Raw genomic sequence first — 18,443 nt, forward strand, 5'->3', positions numbered from 1 at the left:
TGCGCCGCTGAAATAATGTGACGGACGAAAAAAATGCCCGCAGCATCTGCGGGCATTTTTTATGGGAACGTTAAAAACTTATTTCATCCACAGGCGCATCGAATCCCAGGCGCGGCCGAAGATGGTTGCCTGGTTGATGGTTTCCAGCGCGACGACCGGCAGTTCCAGCAGGACCTTGTCGTCGACCATCATTTTCAGCTTGCCGACAGGGGCGTTTTCAGCCAGTGGCGCGACCAGCGGGTCCTTGCGTTCCAGCACAGGTTTCATCTTGGCAGCCGTGCCTTTTGGTACGGTGACGAGCACATCGCGGGCGAAACCGATTTTCACGGTGCTTTTCGAACCCTTCCACACTTCCGGCGTGGCCACGGCCTGGCCCTTCGAGTACAGCTTGACCGTATCGAAGTTCTGGAAGCCCCAGTTCAGCAGCTTCTGGCTTTCCTGCGTGCGGGCCTGGTCCGACGAGGTGCCCAGCACCACGGAGATCAAACGGCGCTCGCCCGTGCCGCCTGGACGGCGGGCCGACGCGATCATGCAATAGCCGGCCGCTTCCGTGTGGCCCGTCTTCATGCCATCGACGGTTGGGTCCAGCCACAGCAAGCGGTTGCGGTTAGGCTGGGTGATCTTGTTGTACGTAAAGCTCTTGATGGAATCGATTTTGTAGAATTCCGGGTAATCGGCGATCACGCGCTTGGCCAGCACGGACAAGTCTTGCGCCGTGGAATAGTTATCGGGGCTAGGCAAGCCATGCGGATTGGCAAAACGCGTGTTTTTCAGACCCATGCGCTGGGCTTCGCGGTTCATCAGCACGACGAACGTGCCTTCATCGCCGGCAACGGCTTCCGCCAACGCCACGGCGGCATCGTTACCCGATTGAATCATCAGGCCGTGCAGCAAGTCGTCGATCGAGACAGGGGTGGCCGGGTCGATGAACATCTTCGAGCTGCTCGAATCGACTTTCCATGCGCGCACGGACACGTTTACTTTTTGGTCCAGCGCCAGTTTCTTTTCGCGGATGGCGGCAAACGTCAGGTAAGCCGTCATGATCTTGGTCAACGATGCCGGCTCGATGCGGGCGTCCGGATCTTGCGAAGCAATGATCTGGCCGCTGGTGGCGTCAAGCAACAGCCAGGACTTGGCGGCGATGGTCGGGGCTGGAACGCTCTGGGCGTAGGCGGCGGAAAAGAAAAATACACTGGAGGCCAGTGCCGCTAAAAGTTTTTTCATGGAGGCTGGTCTGCGAGAAAAAGATGAAGGCTGAGGGCCATGCTGTTGCTGCTTGCATGGCCGCGTGGAAAAAACGGATCAATTATAGCCGTGGAGGCGCTAGTAAGCCCACACTTCAATGATCATCTGCTGCGATTGCGGGTTTGTCACCCTGCCACAGGGCAATCACGAGGTTCTTGATGTGATTGAGCTTGCGGTGGAAAAAGTGGTCGGCGCCGGGGATCACGATCACGGGAATGTCTTGTGGACGGGCCCAGTCGAAGACGGCGGACAGGGGGATTGTGTCGTCCAGTTCGCCGTGGATCAAGATGGTGTCGGCGGGAATATCGGCCATGGCCCACTTGCCGGCCGCGCTGCCGATCAGCGCCAGGCGCTCGACGGGCGTGCCGGCGGCGGCCAGGCGTTCCTGCAGTTTCGATTGCACGAAGGTGCCGAACGAGAAACCGGACAAGGCCACGGGCAAGCCCGGGTACAGGCCACGCATGTGTTCATACAGCAACTGCATGTCGTCCGTCTCGCCCACGCCATGGTCGTGTACGCCTTCGGAAGCACCGACGCCGCGGAAATTGATGCGCGCCACCACGTAACCGAGGGCGACAAACGCGCGCGCCAGGGTTTGCGTGACCTTGTTGTCCATCGTGCCGCCGTACAAGGGGTGCGGATGGGCAACGAGGGCGATGCCGCGCGGAGTGTCTGCCGGGAAATCGAGCAAGCCTTCCATGCTGCCTGCATGGCCGGCGAGGGTAAATTTTTCCGAGTTTCTGTTCATGAGGCTCATACTGGTGGGTATCTCTTAAATTGGCATTAAATCTTGAGGCGTTCGACGATTTTGCCGCCCACCAGGTGCGTATCGATGATTTCATCGATATCACTGGTGTCGACATAGGTGTACCAGGTCGCTTCCGGATAGATCACCAGCAGCGGGCCTTCTTCGCAGCGGTCCATGCAGCCGGCCTGGTTGATGCGGATCTTGCCCGCGCCATTCATGTCGAGTTCCTTGATGCGGCGCTTGCAATGCTTTTGCGCCGCTTCCGCGCCATGGTCGCCGCAACTGTTGCGGCCGTCTTCACGTTTATTCATGCAGAAAAAAACGTGGCGTTCAAAATACGGTGCGTCGCTCATACTATGCTCCTGCTGATCATCAATGCGCCATGATAACGCTTATGGGTGGTCTTCGCGACGCTGGCGCTGCACATCTTCCTGCCGGTTCAGGCGGTGCGAGGGCAGGCACAGGAACCACAGGGCCATGAAGGGCCACAGCAAGGCGAGGAATTGCGCCGCGCCATTGAAATTGAGGAACTTGCCTTGTACCCAGCCTTGCAAGGTTGACATGAAATACGGGTTGATCGGCGTCGTATTCACCATCACCAAGCTCAGCAGCAAGGTGGCGGCCGCGATGCGGCGCTGCGCCACGTGCGGCGCGAACGCCAGGCCGCCCAGCATGATCAGGCCGATCAAAAAGCCGCCCTGGGCGCCCGGTGTGATCCAGACGAAGGCGTTTTCCGGGGAAAACAGCAGCGCGCTGGCCATCGAACGCACGGTCAAGGCGGCGGCGATCAGGATCAGCATTAATATCGTGCGCGGTGCGGCGCGGCGTAGCAGGCACAGCAAGGTCAGCACGGCGCCCGTCATGCCGCAAGCCGTGATGATGGTTTCCGAAAGCCAATATTGCTCGACCGTCAAGACCACGTCGGGACGCAGATACGTGGCCAGGTCGATGTCGACGCCGGCCAGCTGCGACAGCCAGTCCGACAGGATGGGCAGCAACTGGCCCAGGCCGAACAGATAGCCTTGCGGATAGATTTGCGCCAGCGGCCACAAGGCCACCAGCACCAGGCCCTGGCTGGCGTGCTGGGCAAACCAGCGCTGGCGCAAGCGGTACAAATGGCTATGGTCGAGCAGCTTGCGCGCCGTCAAGGCGCCGATGATGGAACCGATAAAGCAGCCGGCCGCATTCGTATAAAAGTCCAGATTCGACGATACGCGGCTGGGCAGATAGGTTTGCACGGCTTCCATGCTGCCGGAAATGAACATGCCGCACAGGCTGGCGACGATGACGGCAAAGAAACCCGTGATCCTTGGAAACAGCGAATACACGATGAGCGCGCCCAGCGGGATGTAGCCGACGACGTTGATGCCCACGTCAAAGCCCGTCCAGTAGCGGGGCATGCGCGTGTTTTCCAGGAACGTCAGCGGCGACAGGCCATTGCTGTGCCAGCCCGTGAACGGGAACCAGCTGGCGTACACGATCAGGAAGACGTAGGCAAGCAGGGTCGCGCGCGATACGGGCGAGGAACGGACCGGCGGCAGCGGTGCCGCCGGGCTGGCTGGGGATGCGGGGTCGGTCATTCTTTCGTGATATTCAGCGTGCCCAGCCAGGTCAGCAGGTCGGCGGCGATGGCGTCCGAAGCCGCCGCCAGCGCCTGCGCGCCCCCTTGCGCATCGGCGCTGCCGGCCGGTCCGCTGCGGCTGAAGGTTTTCTGGTCGATCAGGCGGTGGCCGCGAAACAGCGAGGCGCGCAGCGACACGTGGCCGCTGCTTTGCGCCTGCGTATCGAAGTTTTGCGAAAAATCATCGACGTCGATGCGCAGCAGGGGCATGCCGGCGGCCGCGTCCGTGGTCGACAGCACTTTCACGCCGCTTTGCGCCACGCGGGTTTTCAGGCGCTGGCTCAGCAGTTGGAGCGGCGGCGTGTTCCAGCGGTTGTAGGCGTACGGCCGCGATTGCTGCGCATCGGCGTACAGCAGCCGGTAATACATGCGCTGGCTGTCGAGCCAGGATGGACCGTTGGCGTCGGCGATCACCAGCACGGGCACGGCTGGCGCAGCTGTTGCCGCTGCCAGCGGCGCGGCCGGGCCGAAATCATAGAAAGTGGGGACGGGACCGCGGCTGGCGCAGCCGCCCAGCAGGAATGCGGCGGCCAGGATGAGTGCGCTGAGATTGCGTGGAATAGGCATGCGGTATTCTCCTTATTTGCCCGGTGCCGAAAAACCGGGCTCGCCCGGACCGGGCGGGATGTCTGGGGCGCCGAACAAGATGCTCTGCGGCTGTTCATTGAGCGTGCTCATGGTGGTTTTCAGGGCACGCATCGAGGAACGCGCCTCGCCGCTCAGCTCGATTACCTGTGGCAAGACTTCCAGCGACACGCCATTGGCCACCGTTTCCACGGAGCTGCCGACCCGGTCGACCGTGCCATTGACCTTGTCGAGCACGCCGCCTGGCGCCTGGATATCGTTACCCAGTTTTTTCCACGTGGCCGTCAGGTCCGACACGTTCTTGCTGGCCGTGCTGACAGCCGTCAGGGTTTGCCGCGTCTGTTCCGTCAGCTGCGGCAATTGCGTCAGGGTGGGCTCCAGTTGCTGCGGAATGGCGCCAAAGGCCTTGGCGGCCTTGCCCACTTCAGTGAAGGCGCCCAGCATGGCGGCCTGGTTGTCGGGGCTGAGCAGGTTGTTGACCTTGTTGGTGATCTGTTCGGCCTGGTCGAGGATGCGCTTGCCCCGTTTTTCCAGCTGGTCGAGCAAGCCGGCGCGCAGGGGAATCAGCGACGGCTTATCCTTGCTGGTGCCCAGCAGTTTCGAGCCCACCTGTTCATCGTCGAGCTGGATGTAGGCGATGCCCGTCACGCCCTGGTAGCCTAAAGTGGCAAAGGTGGTGTTGGTGATGGGGGTATCGGGCGCCACGCTGATGTGCACGAGGATTTGCCCCGCCTTTTGCGTATCGAAGTCGATGGCGTCGACCTTGCCCACTTCCAGGCCCCGGTAGCGCACGGTCGCCTGCGGGTTCAAGCCCGGCACGGACAGGGTGGTGGCGAGCAAATACGGCACCCGTTCCACGCGGTCGCGGTTGAACCAGACGCCGAACAGGATGGCGGCCACCAGCAGGGTGAGTGTAAAAAATCCCGTCATCAGGGCATGTGATCTGTTTTCCATTACTTCTCCGCTTTCTTGTCTGTGCCGGCGTCGTCGCCTGGCTGTGCCGCCTTGCCCGCCACCGCCGCCTGTTTTTCATCGAGGACGGCCAGCGCGCGCTTGCCGCGGTCGCCGAGGAAAAATTGCTTGATGAACGGGTGGTCGACTTCGATCACCTCGCGCGTGGGGCCGATGGCGATCACGTGTTTTTCCGCCAGCACGGCGATGCGCGTGGACAGGGCGAACAAAGTGTCGAGGTCATGCGTGACCATCACCACCGTCAAGCCCAGCTCGCGGTGCAGCGACTGGATCAGGGCAACAAAACTTTCCGACAGGTCCGGGTCCAGGCCGGCCGTCGGTTCGTCGAGGAACAACAGCTTCGGCTCCAGCGCCAGTGCGCGAGCCAGGGCCACGCGCTTGATCATGCCGCCCGACAAGTCAGACGGCATCTTGAGCGCATGTTCCGGGCCCAGGCCCACCATATTCATTTTCAATAATACCGCGTCGTGCACCAGCGCTTCTGGCAGCACGCGCAATTCGCGCATCGGCTGGGCCACGTTGTCGAACACGGTCAGGGCCGAATACAGGGCGCCTTGCTGGAACAGCATGCCCCAGTGGTTGCGCAACTGTTGCAGCTGGTCGGAACTTGCCCGGTTGATATCTTCGCCAAAAACTTTGACGCAGCCGCGCGCCGGATGTTCCAGGCCCAGCATCTGGCGCAGCAGCACCGTCTTGCCCGTGCCGGAGCCGCCCACGATGGAAAGGATCTCTCCCCGTTCGATTTCCAGGTTCAAGTCCTGGTGCACGACGGTGCGGCCGAACTTGGTCCACAGATTGGTGATTTCCACCACGGGCGCGCTGCCGTGCAGGTTGAACTGGCCCTCGTTGCCAGTGCCGCAAGCGATATCGGTGTCGTCCGCCATCAGTAGCCCACTCCATTGAAGACGATGGCAAACACGGCGTCGGCCAGGATCACGACGGTGATGGCCGTGACGACGGCGGTGGTGGTGCCGCGCCCCAGGCTTTCCGTGTTGGCCTTGATGCGCAGGCCGAAGTGGCACGAGACAAGGGCGATCAGCATGCCGAAAATCACCCCCTTGCCCAGGCCGATCATGTAGTTGGCCAGCGGCACGGCGTCCGGCAGCTTCTGGATGAAGTAGCGGGCCGACAGGTTCAATTCCACCTTGGCCGCCACCATGCCGCCGATCAGCGCGGCCGTATCCGTCCAGATGACGAGCAGGGGCATGGAAATGGCCAGGGCCAGCACTTTCGGCATGATCAGGCGGAAACCGTGTGAAATGCCCATCACCAGCATGGCGTCGAGTTCTTCCGTGACGCGCATGACGCCCAGCTGCGCCGTGATGGACGAACCCGAACGCCCGGCCACGAGAATGGCGGCCAGGAGCGGCCCCAGTTCGCGGATGACGCTCATGCCCAGCAGGTTGACCAGGTAGATGTCGCCGCCAAAGGCGCGCAGTTGCTGCGCCGACAAATAAGACAGCACGACGCCGATGAGAAAGCCCACGAGGGCCGTGATGCCCAGCGCCTGGAAGCCCGCATGGAAGATGTTGGCGGAGATTTCACGCCACGGTCCGCGCATGGGATGGCGCGCGAAGCGGCCGATATCCTGCGTCACCTGGCCGACCAAGGCGATAAAGCCCTTCAAATGTTCGAAAAACAGCAGGATGGCCATGCCCAGTTTCATCACGGGCGTGAGGCGGTTGGCGCGCGAAGGCGGCGTCGTCAACGGCCCCGTTTCTTCGATGCGCCGGAAAAACTCTTCCTGCGACGGCGCCAGGGTCAGCTGCGCGGGGCGTTGCCTGCCCCAGGCATTCCAGAACAGCTGAGCGCCGATATGGTCCATGCTGTCGATGGCCGACAGGTCCCATTGCGCCTTCGTGTCGCCCTGCAAGGGCTTGAGCTGGGCGTCGATGGCCTTGATGGCATTGTCATGCGCCAGCGCGTGCACCTGCCAGGTGCCGCTGGCAGTGACAAGGGCTCCCTGTTGGGAGCTGGTCTGGGAGAGGGTCAGTTTCGGCGATTGTACAGTCGGCATCGTGCCAGTTTAAGGGAGAATGGCGCAGACCGCCACCGCTGTTCAATCGCCGGCCCCTCAGGACGCCAGGTGGCGCGCCTGTCGCTGCGGCAGGGAGACGTCCGGACGCACCTTCGCGCCGCCAGTACTCACTTCGCTTGGCTTGGCATGTGCGGCCGCTTGCGCGCCGCCCGCATAGTCGCTCGCCACGAGGGCGTTGGCCTCCAGCGCGCTCATGCCGCGCGTCTGCAGCCATTGCGCCACCAGCTTGGCCAGGCGCTCCATGGCGATGCGGTGGGTGGCGTCCGTATGGGCATACAGCCAGTTCGAAAAATCCATGAAGTTTTCAAATGGCGCGTCACCGAGCATCCATTGCACCGTATTGGCGAAGCGGCCCGAGTTGGCGACCAGGTCCCAGTAGCGGGCAAAGCGCACGAGGCGCTGCATGCTCATGAAATCGAGCTGCTTGTTCGCCAGGATGGTGTACGGCGGGTGCGGGTCGAACACCATGCCATAGTTTTCCGTATGGCGGATGATGGGCGTGCCGCGCAGCCGCTTTAATATGCCGAACTGGATTTCATGCGGTTTCAAGGCCACCAGCTTGTTGAAGCCGGCCGCGAAGCTCGCTTCATCTTCGCCCGGCAAGCCGGCGATCAAGTCCACGTGCAAGTGGGCGTTCGATTCCTCGCACAGCCAGCGGATGTTGTCGGCCGCCTTTTGATTGTCCTGCTTGCGGCTGACCAGCGATTGCACGTCCGGATTGAAGCTCTGGATGCCGATTTCGAACTGCAGCGCGCCGGGCGGGAACTTGCTGATGCCTTCTTTCAAGGCGTCGGGCAAGTGGTCGGGCACCAGTTCGAAGTGGGCGTAGATCGGGTCGTCCGGGTTCGCTTCGATCTTGTCCAGAAAGAACTGCATGATCTTCAAACTGGTCTTGATATTCAGGTTGAAGGTGCGGTCGACGAACTTGAACAGGCGCGCGCCGCGTGCATGCAGGGATTCCATCTCGGCCAGGAAGTTCTCGAGCGCGAAGGGCCAGGCCGTCTTGTCCAGCGCCGACAGGCAGAATTCGCACTTGAACGGACAGCCGCGCGACGCTTCCACGTAAATCGTACGGTGGCGGATATCGTCGTCTGTATACAAAGAGTAGGGCAGCTGCAGTTCCGCCAGCGGGGCTTGCACGCCCGCGTGGATCTTCATCAGCGGCTTTGGCCCGTTGAGAATCTCGCCGCACAGCTTGGGAAAGGTGACGTCGCCCCAGCCCGTGATCAGGTAGTCGGCCAGCTTGACGATTTCCTGCTCGCCCGCCTCATGCGACACTTCCGGCCCGCCCAGCACGATGACGACTTCGGGCGCCACGCGCTTGAGCATGGCCACCAGTTTGGTCGTTTCCTCGACGTTCCAGATATACACGCCAAAACCGATGATACGGGGCTTGTTGATGAGGATGCGCTCGACCAGTTCCGTGGTTTTCGTGCCGATGACGAATTCCTGCAGCCGCGTCTGCGCTTGCAGCGGCCCCATATTGGCCAGCAGATAGCGCAATCCCAGCGAGGCGTGGGTGTAGCGGGCGTTCAGGGTGGAGAGCAGGATGGTCATGGCGGCGATGAAAACGGCGAAACCGCTATTTTACGCTGTCGCGTCAGCTGTGCGCTGCGGCAACAAATGCCATGTTACCATTTGTCAATAATTACCAACTTGTCAATGCTGTGGCAGGCTAAAAGGATACAAGGTGCTGGCGAAAAAAGTACTCAATAAAAAAGTCCTCGTCGGGACGCTGGCCGGCGTGGCCGTGGTGGCCGCCGCACTGGTCGGCTACCGGGTGTTTGGCTGGGGCGCGATGGGGCCGGTCAACGGCTTGAAGCTCGATTTATCCCGGCCCGATGCGTTGGTCCGCACGAAAAGCTTGTCGGCCTTGCCGCGCGACTTGCTGACGGTGCCGCTGGCGCGCGACGTGCTGCGCGAGGATTTCCTGTTCTATTATGAGCAGAGCGAAGACCAGCTGGGCCTGAAGGGCAGTTTGCGCCGCATCGCCTATGAACATGAGCTGGGCTGGGGCGACCAGTTGCTGCGCATGGTGCTGGACCAGCCGGCGGAAGTGGCCTTATGGCGCGACGCCGACGGCTCGCTCAAGCACTTTGCCATTGCCGTGTCGCGCAGCCAGCTCACGCGTTTGCTCGAGGAAGCGGGCAAGATCGCCCTGAAGGATACGCAGATGCGCGTGGCCGGCAGCTTGCGCGTCGATGGCGGCCAGGTGCCCGTGTATGCGCTGAACTACGCTTACCAGCGCACCTTGCTGTTTGCCGCGCACGGCCAGCGCCTGGTCATCCTGTCCCATCCCGGCATGCTGTATGGCGGCAGCGATGGCAAGCATGGCGACGGCACGGCCGAGAAAACCGTGGCCAGCCTGCTGGCGCCGGAGCCGGCCAAACAGAACGTCTTTAATGCGCAGTTCCATCTCGACGGCGCCGTGCCCGAGGGCCACAGCATCGCCGTCAAGGCTGACTTCCTGTCGTTCGGCTACCAGCCTTTCTTTGGCGCGTTAGAGGCGCTGCGCTTCGATTTTCAACAGGGCGCCTGGCAATCGAAGGTGCTGCTCAATGCCGACAAACTGAAAAACGGCGGCTACGACAGCAGCGCCTTGTGGCCCGTGCTGCCGCACAATCCGAGCGCCTGTTTCAGCGTACCCGTCGACTGGACCGCGCTGCAGCCCGTGCTCAAGCGCCTGGGCAGCAAGACATCGGAGCCGGTGGCGCCGCTGGCCGGGCACTTGCAAGGCCCCGCCGCCGCGTGCTGGTACGGTACTTCGCGCCTGCATACGCCCGTGTTTGTCGCCACCCGCAGTGCGCAGGCCGGCGATGACGCTGTCTATGGCAGCCTGTTCGAGGCGGCCATTGGCGGCAAGGACCCCGTGCGCAAGACCACAGGGAAGGATGGCGCCGTTCGTTGGGAGCGCAGCGTCGCCACAGCCTTGGGCCAGTCCACGCCGGCGCTGGCCATGGCTGGCAATACCGTTGTCTTTTCCGCCGACGGCAAGCTGGTGGACCAGGTGCTGGCCGTGCGCCGCAAGCAGGCGCCGGCCGCCAGCGACCTGCTGCCCGATGGCGCGCGCACCATCGGCCTGATTGCACCGGCGTCGCTGGCCCGGCTGATCCAGCTGGAAGCCTTCGATACCCTGCCAGCGAATAACGAACCGGTACTGCGCGCAGCCGCCAACGAACACCTGGTGCCGCGCCTGAACGCCTTGAAAAAATATCCGCCGCTGCGCATGGTGCTCAAGCGGCAGCCAGCCAGCGGCACGTCATGGGAAACGTTGGAATGGCAAGAGGCCGCGCGATGACGGTGTGGCATGGGCGGCATGGACGCCGTGCCGCCTTGCGATCGCTGGCGGCCTGCGCCGCCACCGTGGCGATGCCCGCCTGGGCCTTGCGCGCGGCCGCCGAACCGCAAGTGCAGCTGTCGCAGGCCCAGAGCCGCGCCTTCCAGGCCTGGATGCTGCGCATCGTCAACGCGCAGATCGAACGTGGCCCGTCGCCGCGCTGGACGCACCGCGATTGCGCCGGGCTGGTGCGTTTTGCCGTCAATGAGGCGCTCACCGTGCATGACGCGAAGTGGCTGCATGCGAATGGCATCGCCAGCGACCGGCGCCTGCCGCCCGAGCTGGAACTGGACGCGAAGCAGGCAGCCTTGCGCAACCGCTGGGTGCAAACGGGCGGCAATGTCGGCCACTTCGTCACGGCGCTGGCGCTGGTACAGCACAACAGCCGCTTCATCGCCCGCGAAATCAGCCAGGCGCTGCCCGGCGACCTGCTGTTTTTCGACCAGGGCGACGAACAGCACCTGATGGTCTGGATGGGGGCGCGCATCGCCTACCACACCGGCACCGTCACCCCCGACGACAATGGTCTGCGGACCGTCGATATCAAAGAACTTACGAGCTGGAAGGACACGCGGTGGCAACCTGTGGTCAACAATCCCAATTTCGCCGGGGTATTCCGGCTGGCGTTTTTATCATGAAGCGATTACTGGCCAGCATGCTGGCGCTGATGCTATTGGTGGCAGGCGGCGCCTCGGCGCAGGAACGCGAGCCGAGCAACTACAGCACCTTCAAGGGCGAACCCTTCTTCCTGCTGTCGGACGCCAGTTACGGCAGTCTTGATGAAGCGCGCGTGCGCCTGGAGGTGCCGGGCCGCGACATGGGACGCATGAATCTGGAAGCGTATTCGGGCGCCGACATCGTCGTCTACCGCGTGCCCGAACCGATGGAATTCCTGAAAAGGCAGCGCAATCTGCACCGCATCCAGGTCGAGGGCAATTACCAGGGCGAAGGCCTGGCCAACACCTTGAGCTTTTTGTGGGATAGCTGGTGGAAGCAGTCGCGCCTGGCCTGGCGCAAGCTGTTTTCCGGCGAAGCGCGCCTCGCGGTCACGAAAGAACAGCCGCAGCTGGCGACCAACGACGCGATTCGCCGGCGCACCGTGTTCGCCAACCATCCGCAGTACAAGCCGATCAAGGGCATGGAGCTGGTCGACAGCTTCCGCTATCCGATCTGGCAAGCCAAGGCCATCGCGCCGCCGAAAGGCGTCAAGCTCGATGGCTCCAGCAGCGACTTCATCGTCGCCGGCGCCGGCAACGTGATGATCCCTCTGGGCAAACGCAAGCCGGGTTTGTACCTGATCGAAGCGATCATCGGCGAGCACCGCGCCACCACTTTGGTATTCGTGTCGGACACGGTGGCCGTCACCAAGGTGTCGTCCGGGCAGATGCTGGTATGGACGGCGCGGCGCGACAACAGCGCCGCCGTGGCGGGCGCCAGCGTGGCGTGGACGGACGGCACCGGCGTGCTGCAGTCGGCCACCACGGGGGCCGATGGTGTCGCCTCGCTCGAGCGCGGCAGCCCCGAACACACCTATGTGTTGGGCCAAGACGGCGCCGGCGGCGTGTTCGTGTCCGAGAATTTTTACTATGACAGCGAGATCTACAACACCAAGATCTATGCCGTGACGGACCGGCCCCTGTACCGGCCGGGCGACGAAGTCAACGTCAAGTTTTTGGGACGCGAATTTACCTCCGCACGCAACTCGCAGGCGGCAAGCGCGGCGCCGATCAGCTTGAGCGTGCTCAATCCGAACGGCACGCCGCTGCTGACGCAAACGCTGCAGCTGTCCGGCGACACGGGTGCCGACACGCGCTTCCGCCTGCCCACGGAAGCCACCGCCGGCGGCTATGAACTGCGTTTCAATTACAAGGATGGCGTGTATGGCGCGGCTTTCCGCGTGGCCGAATACGTCAAGCCGCACTTTGAAATCAATGTCCAGCCATCGAAGCCGGAATTCAAGACGGGCGAGGCGGTCAAGGGCAATATCGCGCTGCGCTACCCCGATGGCAAACCCGTGAAAAACGCAAAGATGACCTTGTCCTTGCGCGGCCAGCAAAACACCATGGTCGAAGGCGAACTGCGCTACAGTGGCCTGTTCCCCGTGGCCTTGAAGACCGAGGAAGTGACGAGCGACGGCAGCGGCAATGTCGACTTCAGCTTGCCGCCTGCCGCCGATCCCTCGCGCTACATCTTGACCGTGCTGGCGACCGATGGCGCGGCCTACCGCGTCAAGGCGACGCGCGAGCTGATGATAGAACGCTCGAGCAGCAGCTACCAGCTGAAGGCCACGCGCCAGTTTTCCGATCCGGGCCAGGCCGTGCATTTCGATTTGCTGGCCGATGGCCAGGGCGCGGCCAAGCCCGTGCGCTGGGAGATGGTGCAGCTGGAAAAACAGAGCAAGACCGACGGTGCGTTCGATCCAAACGCCAAAGGCTGGGACGTGACGTTCCCCGCATCGGGCTCGTATCAGCTGGCGCTGCGCGACGAGCGCGGCAACCTGCTGGCCGCCGCCAGCCACTGGGTCGCCGGTGATGGAATCCAGACCACGCCGGGCAGCATCGAGATCGTGCTGGACCGCGCCCGCTATCGTCCGGGCGATACGGCAGAGGCCTTGATCACGTTCTCCGACAAGGTCGACCAGGCGCTGTTGACGCTCGAGCGCGACAAGGTGGAACACCATGGCTTGATGGCAGGCGCCGCTGACTGGTACCAGGCGAAGCGCGTGGCGCCGCGGCAGTGGAGAGTGCGCATCCCCGTAAAAGAAGAGCATGGCCCGAACATGACGTTCTCGGTGGCGTACACGCGCAATGGCGATTTCGTATTCGAGAACGCCGGCCTGCAAGTGATCGAGCCGCGCATCGCGCTGCAGTTCAAGAGCGACAAGGAGGTCTACCAGCCGGGCGAGAAGGTCACGCTGGACGTGAAGGCGACCCTCGATGGCAAGCCCCTGAGCACCATGGTGGCGCTGGGCGTGGTCGATGAAATGATCTATGTGCTGCAGCCGGAAATCGCGCCGGACATCGGCGACTTTTTCTATCACCCGCGCCGCAACAACGTGCGCACCACGGCCAGCCTGTCCTTCATCAGCTACGACATGGCGCAGGGTCGCACGGCCGGCGCGCCGGCGCGCCACAATTACAACGAGCGGGGCGTCAAGGTGCTGGAACGTCCGCGCCGCGACAATATTGATACGGCCTACTGGGCGCCATCGCTGAAGACCGACGCGAATGGCAATGCGCGCGTGAGTTTTACCATGCCCGATGCGCTGACCCGCTGGAGGATCACGGGCCGCGCGATGGATGAACAGGGGCGCGTCGGTCAGCGCACGGCCTATCTGCGTTCCGATAAAAACTTCTATGCCAAGTGGACGGCGCCCGACTGGATGCGTGCTGGCGATGCGCCGCGCGCTTCGGTGGCCGTGTTCAACCAGACGGGCAAGGAGCAGGCGCTCGACGTCGTTCTCTCGGGCGGGGCACAGCCGAAGACGGAAAAATTGACCGCCAAACCGGGTGTCAACTACGTCGAATTTCCGTTGGCGGCTGGTAGCGGGCCGCTGCGCCTGGAGCTGAAACAGAGTGGCAAGCTGGTCGACGCCTTGGACACGGCCATGCAAACCTTGCCCGCCGCGTGGAGCAGCCCGCGCTCCTTGGTGCTGCCGCTCGATGGCGCCACTGGTGATATTCCACTCAAGCTGCCGGCGGACGCGCGCAATATCCGCGTCTCGTTCGCCCAGGGTGCGGCCAGCCAGTTCGCGCGCATCGCCGACGACCTGATCGACTATCCGTATGGCTGCGTCGAGCAGACGGCCAGCCGTTTGATTCCGCTCGCGCTGGCCACGCAAAGCCTGGGGCCGGACGCGGGCGCGGCAAGCGAACGTTTGCAAACGCTGCTCACGGCGCAGCGCCTGCGCCTGGTGTCCATGGCCGGTCCGAACGCCGTCTTCGGCTGGTGGGGCAATGCCACGGCCGGCAATGCATTGATGACGGCCTACGCCTATTACGCCGATTGGTACGCGGCGCGCGCGCTGCACATCGAGCTGCCGCCCGAACATTGGAACAAGCTGCTGGCCGTCTACAGCGAACATGGTTTGAAGGATGCGATGGGCGACCGCGCGCTGGTGCTGTGGATGGCGCGCGAGATGGGCCTGCCCACGCAGACCCTGGCGGCGGGCCTGGTGGACGACAGCGCGATTGCCGTCCTGGGCGGCAAGCCGCGCCAACCTGGCGACACGAGCAGCCTGCTGCTGGGCGGAGCATCTGACCGCGAAGCGCAAGCGATGGGCCTTGGCCTGGTGGCGCTGGTGGCCAGCCAGAATGGCATCGCCCTGCCGCATGGGCTGCAACTGCAAGTGGCCAGCTCGTGGCAGGTGCTTCGCGAGTCCAAAGCGCCGGTGGCGCAAGCCTTGCTGATGCTGGCCGGCGAAGTGCCGGCTACCCAGGCCGACGCCGTGCTGGCCGGCGTGCGCGCCGAGATGCCGACCCTGGATCGCGCGATGACCTTGATGTGGGTGCAAAAGAAGCTGGGCGGTGCATCGTTCGGCAAGGGGCCGGCCGTCACGCTGGACGGCGCCTGGCAAAAACGCGACAGCCGCAGCGGCCAGCCGGTCTGGCACTGGACGGACGCCAAGGGCGCGCCGGATAAATTACGTCTCGCCGCACCGGCGTCGGCCGGCACGGTGGCCGTGCTGCAGTACGACAGCCACGCGGCCGAAGCGCAAACCTTGCCGGTCGCCGTCGAGCGTCGCATCCTGCGCATGAAGGCGGGCAAGGGCGGTTACACGACGGAGCTGGTCAAGCCGGGCGAAGCGCTCAGCACGGACGCGCTGTACCTCGATGAAATCACTTTAAAAGCAGCGCCGGGCGCGAAGCACCGTTTTGGCTTGCTGGAAGTGGCGCTGCCGCCTGGCGCGATGGTCGAATCGACTACCTGGGGCATGGTCATGGCGGGCGACAAGCCGGCCGCGCTGGAACGCGCGCGCCACACCGAGCGCCGCGACGGCTACGCCGTGCCGGTCGAGCCTTTGACTGGCGAGGTGACCGTGCGCCATTTGCTGCGCTTTGCACAGAAGGGCAGTTACGTGCTGCCGCCGGCGCGCTTTTACCGCATGTACCAGCCGGAGCAGAAAGCCTTCGAAGGCGGCGGCAAGACCACGCGCGCGCTGAAGGTCGAGTGATGGGCTTTGTACGTCCTGCTTTGATGGCTGCCTTGCTGCTGGCCGCTCCTGCCTGGTCTGCATCGCTGGACGTGGCCTGGTGGCGCGACGGCAAGATGGAAGTGCGGCAGCTGCGCCAGGGCGGCACAGCGCCGCCGCCGTTTGACGGCGCGCGGCAAGTGCCGCTGGCCAGCCTGTGGAAGCTGTTCGTATATGTGTATGCGAGTGATAACAAGGTGGCGATGCCGGATTACCGCTGCGGCGGCCGCGATCCGGAAGAAGTGTATTGCTGCGATGCGGGCCAGAGCATCGGCCACGACGCGGCACTGGCGCAATCGTGCGGCCCATTTTTCTCGCCTGGGCGGCTGATGATCACGGCCATCCCGTGGCGCAAATACTGGATGGGCCGCCTGGGTAGCGCGCCGGCAGGGGACTTTGCCTGGCTGGCGGATCCCGCGCAGCTGGCACCAAAGCGCACGGTGCGCCTGGACAGCCTGCTGCGCGCGCTCGACAGCATCCCGGCCGCCAGCCGCGTGGACGCGGAAGCGGCGCTGCTGCGCGTGGTGCTCGATGGGCGCGGCGCGGGTACGGCACGCTGGTTCGGAAGCCAGCTGCGCGTCAAAACGTATTCCTGGCACGAGCAGCGCCGGGCGGATAAACGCATCGGCGGCGCGGCCGGCTGGCTGGCCGACGGCACGCCGATCTGGTTTGGCGGCGCGGGCGGCAGCAGCAATGTCTTTGAACAGTGGGCGCCCAGGCTGGCCGCCAGCTTGCCGAAAGTGGGCGCGGCCGACGATGGCGGCTGTGTGGTGGTCGATTACTTCAAGCGCTATCCGATCCGTGCCGTGCGCGGCGAGCGTGGCGTGGCCGCACCTGGCCCACTCAATGGCCGCTACCATGTGCAATTCGACAATGGCCAGAACCTGGCCTTGCGCAGCAGCGGCGAGTTGATGCTGCTGCAAGAGAAGGGCGGCCGTCCGCAATTGCGCGGCCGCTTTGGCGTCAATGAATATGTGGCGCGCGTGCTCGACCGCGAAGCGAATGCCAACGAGCCGGAAGCGGCCAAGGCGCTGGCAGTCGCCGCGCGCACGTATTTGCAGCAGAACGCGGTGACGGTGGCGGGCTGCCAGCAGATTGCCGACAGCAGCGCGACCCAGCGCGTCAGTCCCAGCCCGGCCACGCAGGCGGCGCTGGCGATTGCGCGCTGGACCGACCAACTGATCGTCGATGGCGTCACCGTGCGCTATCACAGTAACCAGGCGTCCGAGGGGACCATGGCGTGGAGCGAGGCGGTGCGCCAAGCCAGACAGGGCAAGCACTATGATGAATTGCTGGCGGCGGCTTATCCTGGCGGCGCGTTGAGCACCATTGGTAACACTGGCGCGCGTTGCCGTCGCCTGGCGCAGAACGAGGATTGGCTGGCGCAGTCCGTGCCGCGCTGGCAGCGCGTGCTGCTGCGCGAGGCCGGCTACGAGGCGCCGCCGCAAGCGCCGCTGGTCTGCGCCTTGCAGAGCGGCGCGCCGTATTCGGAGCAGTCGCGCAACCGTATCTACATGCGGCCGCTGGCCACGCGCGAAGACCGCATCACCTTGGCCCATGAATATTTACACCTTGGCCTGCGCCGCCATCCGCGTGGCCAGGACGAAGAATATGTCGAGCGGCTGGCCCGCCGGCTCGTCGACCTTAACCTGGAGGCCCTGTGAGTTTTTATATCCGTTGCGCGATTCCGCTAATGCTGTTGCCACTCTGGGCGCAGGCCCAGGTCACCATCGACGCACCGAAGAGCGGTTGGCGCAATTCGGCCGGCGCGCGCGAGGACTATACGCAAGCCGTCAATTACCCGGCCGCGTCCGTGAACCTGCAGCCGGGCCAGGCCGAAACGGCGCAGATACGGGGGCGCATCGCGGGCGCCGTCAAGGGCAAGCCCGCCACCTTGGTGGTCAATGGCGTGGCGATGCCGATGGAAGTGGGCGAAGACGGCAGTTATGGCCGCCCGTATGGCTTCGGCAGCGGCTCGAACAGCGTGGAAGTACGCTCGCCCGATGGCAAGAGCCGCGCGCGCACCCAGTTTGTCGACAGCTACCAGGGCAAGACCCAGGCGCGTCTGCGTATCGTGCTGTCGTGGGACAGTGCCGGCACCGACCTCGATCTGCATGTGGTCACGCCGGATGGTGGCCACGCCTGGTATGGCAATCGCGTGTTAAAAGATGGCGGCGCGCTGGACGTGGACGTGACGACCGGCTATGGCCCGGAAATCTTTTCCAGCGCCGCGCCCGTGAAGGGCAACTATCACGTTTATGTGAATTACTATGGCAGTGGCGAAAACACTGCCATGCTGACCGTCGCCCGCATATCGATCATCACCAACGAAGGCACGCCGCGTGAAAAACTGCAAAGCTTCCAGGTGCCGATGCGGGCCGCCGGCGAGCTGACCCTGGTGAAATCGTTCGTCTTGCCGTAAATGTCTCTTGCGGACACGCTGCTGCTTGGCTATAATTCGCCCCCTCGCTGAACGATGCATGCAAATGCTGAGTAAAGTAGAGAAAAAGAAGGAGTTGACGGATTTAGCGAAATGCTTCATACTCTTCCTTCTTCGCAGCTGACAAACACAACGCTTTGTCGATAGCGCGAAAGCAGTACCGAATACAGTTCTTTAACAATTAACAGTCGATAAGTGTGGGCATTTGATGTAGTGCAGCGATGATCTTCGGATTGTCGTAATACTTAAAATATCAAATGTTCACA

The 18,443-nt window shown here is 63.4% G+C and carries 14 protein-coding genes; 5 read left to right on the forward strand and 9 right to left on the reverse strand.

All coding sequences use genetic code 11. The features are described from left to right. Positions 1-78: 78 nt before the first annotated feature. The 9 genes from VM94_RS09595 to VM94_RS09635 form a co-directional block, all read right to left on the reverse strand. On the reverse strand, positions 79-1,224 hold the full coding sequence (locus tag VM94_RS09595; RefSeq protein ID WP_046683273.1) for a D-alanyl-D-alanine carboxypeptidase family protein: 1,146 nt from the start codon (positions 1,222-1,224) through the stop codon (positions 79-81). 115 nt (positions 1,225-1,339) lie between these two features. After that, the gene (locus tag VM94_RS09600; protein ID WP_034754445.1) at positions 1,340-1,993 is read right to left on the reverse strand and encodes an alpha/beta hydrolase; all 654 of its coding nucleotides are present in this window, start codon (positions 1,991-1,993) and stop codon (positions 1,340-1,342) included. A 35-nt stretch (positions 1,994-2,028) separates the two neighbouring features. Next, entirely contained in the window at positions 2,029-2,346 is a 318-nt protein-coding gene (locus VM94_RS09605; protein WP_034781335.1) for a (2Fe-2S) ferredoxin domain-containing protein, read from the reverse strand. A 39-nt stretch (positions 2,347-2,385) separates the two neighbouring features. Continuing rightward, positions 2,386-3,573 carry a VanZ family protein gene (locus VM94_RS09610; protein WP_046683274.1) on the reverse strand — a complete coding sequence of 396 codons (1,188 nt, stop codon included), beginning with the start codon at positions 3,571-3,573 and terminating at the stop codon, positions 2,386-2,388. After that, entirely contained in the window at positions 3,570-4,181 is a 612-nt protein-coding gene (locus VM94_RS09615; RefSeq protein ID WP_046683275.1) for an ABC-type transport auxiliary lipoprotein family protein, read from the reverse strand. The genes VM94_RS09610 and VM94_RS09615 overlap by 4 nt, the downstream gene beginning before the upstream one ends. A gap of 12 nt (positions 4,182-4,193) precedes the next feature. Beyond that, positions 4,194-5,153, reverse strand: a complete 960-nt coding sequence (locus VM94_RS09620; RefSeq protein WP_046683276.1) for an MlaD family protein — start codon at positions 5,151-5,153, stop codon at positions 4,194-4,196. Then, the gene (locus tag VM94_RS09625) at positions 5,153-6,055 is read right to left on the reverse strand and encodes an ABC transporter ATP-binding protein (protein WP_046683277.1); all 903 of its coding nucleotides are present in this window, start codon (positions 6,053-6,055) and stop codon (positions 5,153-5,155) included. Before VM94_RS09625 ends, VM94_RS09620 begins: the two co-directional genes overlap by 1 nt. Continuing rightward, positions 6,055-7,188 carry an MlaE family ABC transporter permease gene (locus VM94_RS09630; RefSeq protein WP_046683278.1) on the reverse strand — a complete coding sequence of 378 codons (1,134 nt, stop codon included), beginning with the start codon at positions 7,186-7,188 and terminating at the stop codon, positions 6,055-6,057. The genes VM94_RS09625 and VM94_RS09630 overlap by 1 nt, the downstream gene beginning before the upstream one ends. A 57-nt stretch (positions 7,189-7,245) precedes the next feature. Beyond that, positions 7,246-8,766 carry a B12-binding domain-containing radical SAM protein gene (locus VM94_RS09635; RefSeq protein WP_046683279.1) on the reverse strand — a complete coding sequence of 507 codons (1,521 nt, stop codon included), beginning with the start codon at positions 8,764-8,766 and terminating at the stop codon, positions 7,246-7,248. Positions 8,767-8,899: 133 nt separating this feature from the next. On the opposite strand from VM94_RS09635, the gene VM94_RS09640 reads away from it, so the two are divergent. Genes VM94_RS09640 through VM94_RS09660 form a run of 5 tightly spaced genes read left to right on the forward strand, consistent with a single transcriptional unit; the run spans position 8,900 to position 18,159 of the window. Beyond that, a complete protein-coding gene (locus VM94_RS09640; RefSeq protein ID WP_052755686.1) occupies positions 8,900-10,507 on the forward strand; it encodes a DUF2138 family protein in 1,608 nt (535 codons plus the stop codon). Continuing rightward, positions 10,486-11,184, forward strand: coding sequence for a DUF1175 family protein (locus VM94_RS09645; protein ID WP_235432887.1), 699 nt, complete (start codon positions 10,486-10,488; stop codon positions 11,182-11,184). The genes VM94_RS09640 and VM94_RS09645 overlap by 22 nt, the downstream gene beginning before the upstream one ends. Further along, a complete protein-coding gene (locus VM94_RS09650) occupies positions 11,181-15,719 on the forward strand; it encodes an alpha-2-macroglobulin family protein (protein ID WP_046683281.1) in 4,539 nt (1,512 codons plus the stop codon). The genes VM94_RS09645 and VM94_RS09650 overlap by 4 nt, the downstream gene beginning before the upstream one ends. Beyond that, positions 15,719-17,401 (forward strand): DUF2300 domain-containing protein, encoded by a 1,683-nt coding sequence (locus tag VM94_RS09655; protein WP_046683282.1) that lies wholly within the window; start codon positions 15,719-15,721, stop codon positions 17,399-17,401. Before VM94_RS09650 ends, VM94_RS09655 begins: the two co-directional genes overlap by 1 nt. A gap of 29 nt (positions 17,402-17,430) precedes the next feature. Further along, positions 17,431-18,159 carry a DUF2135 domain-containing protein gene (locus tag VM94_RS09660; protein ID WP_046683283.1) on the forward strand — a complete coding sequence of 243 codons (729 nt, stop codon included), beginning with the start codon at positions 17,431-17,433 and terminating at the stop codon, positions 18,157-18,159. The last annotated feature ends 284 nt before the right edge of the window (positions 18,160-18,443 follow it).

It is taken from the genome of Janthinobacterium sp. KBS0711, from assembly GCF_000988085.1.
Classification (GTDB): domain Bacteria; phylum Pseudomonadota; class Gammaproteobacteria; order Burkholderiales; family Burkholderiaceae_D; genus Janthinobacterium; species Janthinobacterium lividum_E.

Excerpts from the sequence above, each read along its gene's own strand:
- VM94_RS09595 (WP_046683273.1), bottom strand. The coding sequence starts at position 1,224 with ATGAAAAAACTTTTAGCGGCACTGGCCTCCAGTGTATTTTTCTTTTCC.
- VM94_RS09600 (WP_034754445.1), bottom strand. The coding sequence starts at position 1,993 with ATGAACAGAAACTCGGAAAAATTTACCCTCGCCGGCCATGCAGGCAGC.
- VM94_RS09605 (WP_034781335.1), bottom strand. The coding sequence starts at position 2,346 with ATGAGCGACGCACCGTATTTTGAACGCCACGTTTTTTTCTGCATGAAT.
- VM94_RS09610 (WP_046683274.1), bottom strand. The coding sequence starts at position 3,573 with ATGACCGACCCCGCATCCCCAGCCAGCCCGGCGGCACCGCTGCCGCCG.
- VM94_RS09615 (WP_046683275.1), bottom strand. The coding sequence starts at position 4,181 with ATGCCTATTCCACGCAATCTCAGCGCACTCATCCTGGCCGCCGCATTC.
- VM94_RS09620 (WP_046683276.1), bottom strand. The coding sequence starts at position 5,153 with ATGGAAAACAGATCACATGCCCTGATGACGGGATTTTTTACACTCACC.
- VM94_RS09625 (WP_046683277.1), bottom strand. The coding sequence starts at position 6,055 with ATGGCGGACGACACCGATATCGCTTGCGGCACTGGCAACGAGGGCCAG.
- VM94_RS09630 (WP_046683278.1), bottom strand. The coding sequence starts at position 7,188 with ATGCCGACTGTACAATCGCCGAAACTGACCCTCTCCCAGACCAGCTCC.
- VM94_RS09635 (WP_046683279.1), bottom strand. The coding sequence starts at position 8,766 with ATGACCATCCTGCTCTCCACCCTGAACGCCCGCTACACCCACGCCTCG.
- VM94_RS09645 (WP_235432887.1), top strand. The coding sequence starts at position 10,486 with ATGGCAAGAGGCCGCGCGATGACGGTGTGGCATGGGCGGCATGGACGC.
- VM94_RS09650 (WP_046683281.1), top strand. The coding sequence starts at position 11,181 with ATGAAGCGATTACTGGCCAGCATGCTGGCGCTGATGCTATTGGTGGCA.
- VM94_RS09655 (WP_046683282.1), top strand. The coding sequence starts at position 15,719 with ATGGGCTTTGTACGTCCTGCTTTGATGGCTGCCTTGCTGCTGGCCGCT.
- VM94_RS09660 (WP_046683283.1), top strand. The coding sequence starts at position 17,431 with ATGCTGTTGCCACTCTGGGCGCAGGCCCAGGTCACCATCGACGCACCG.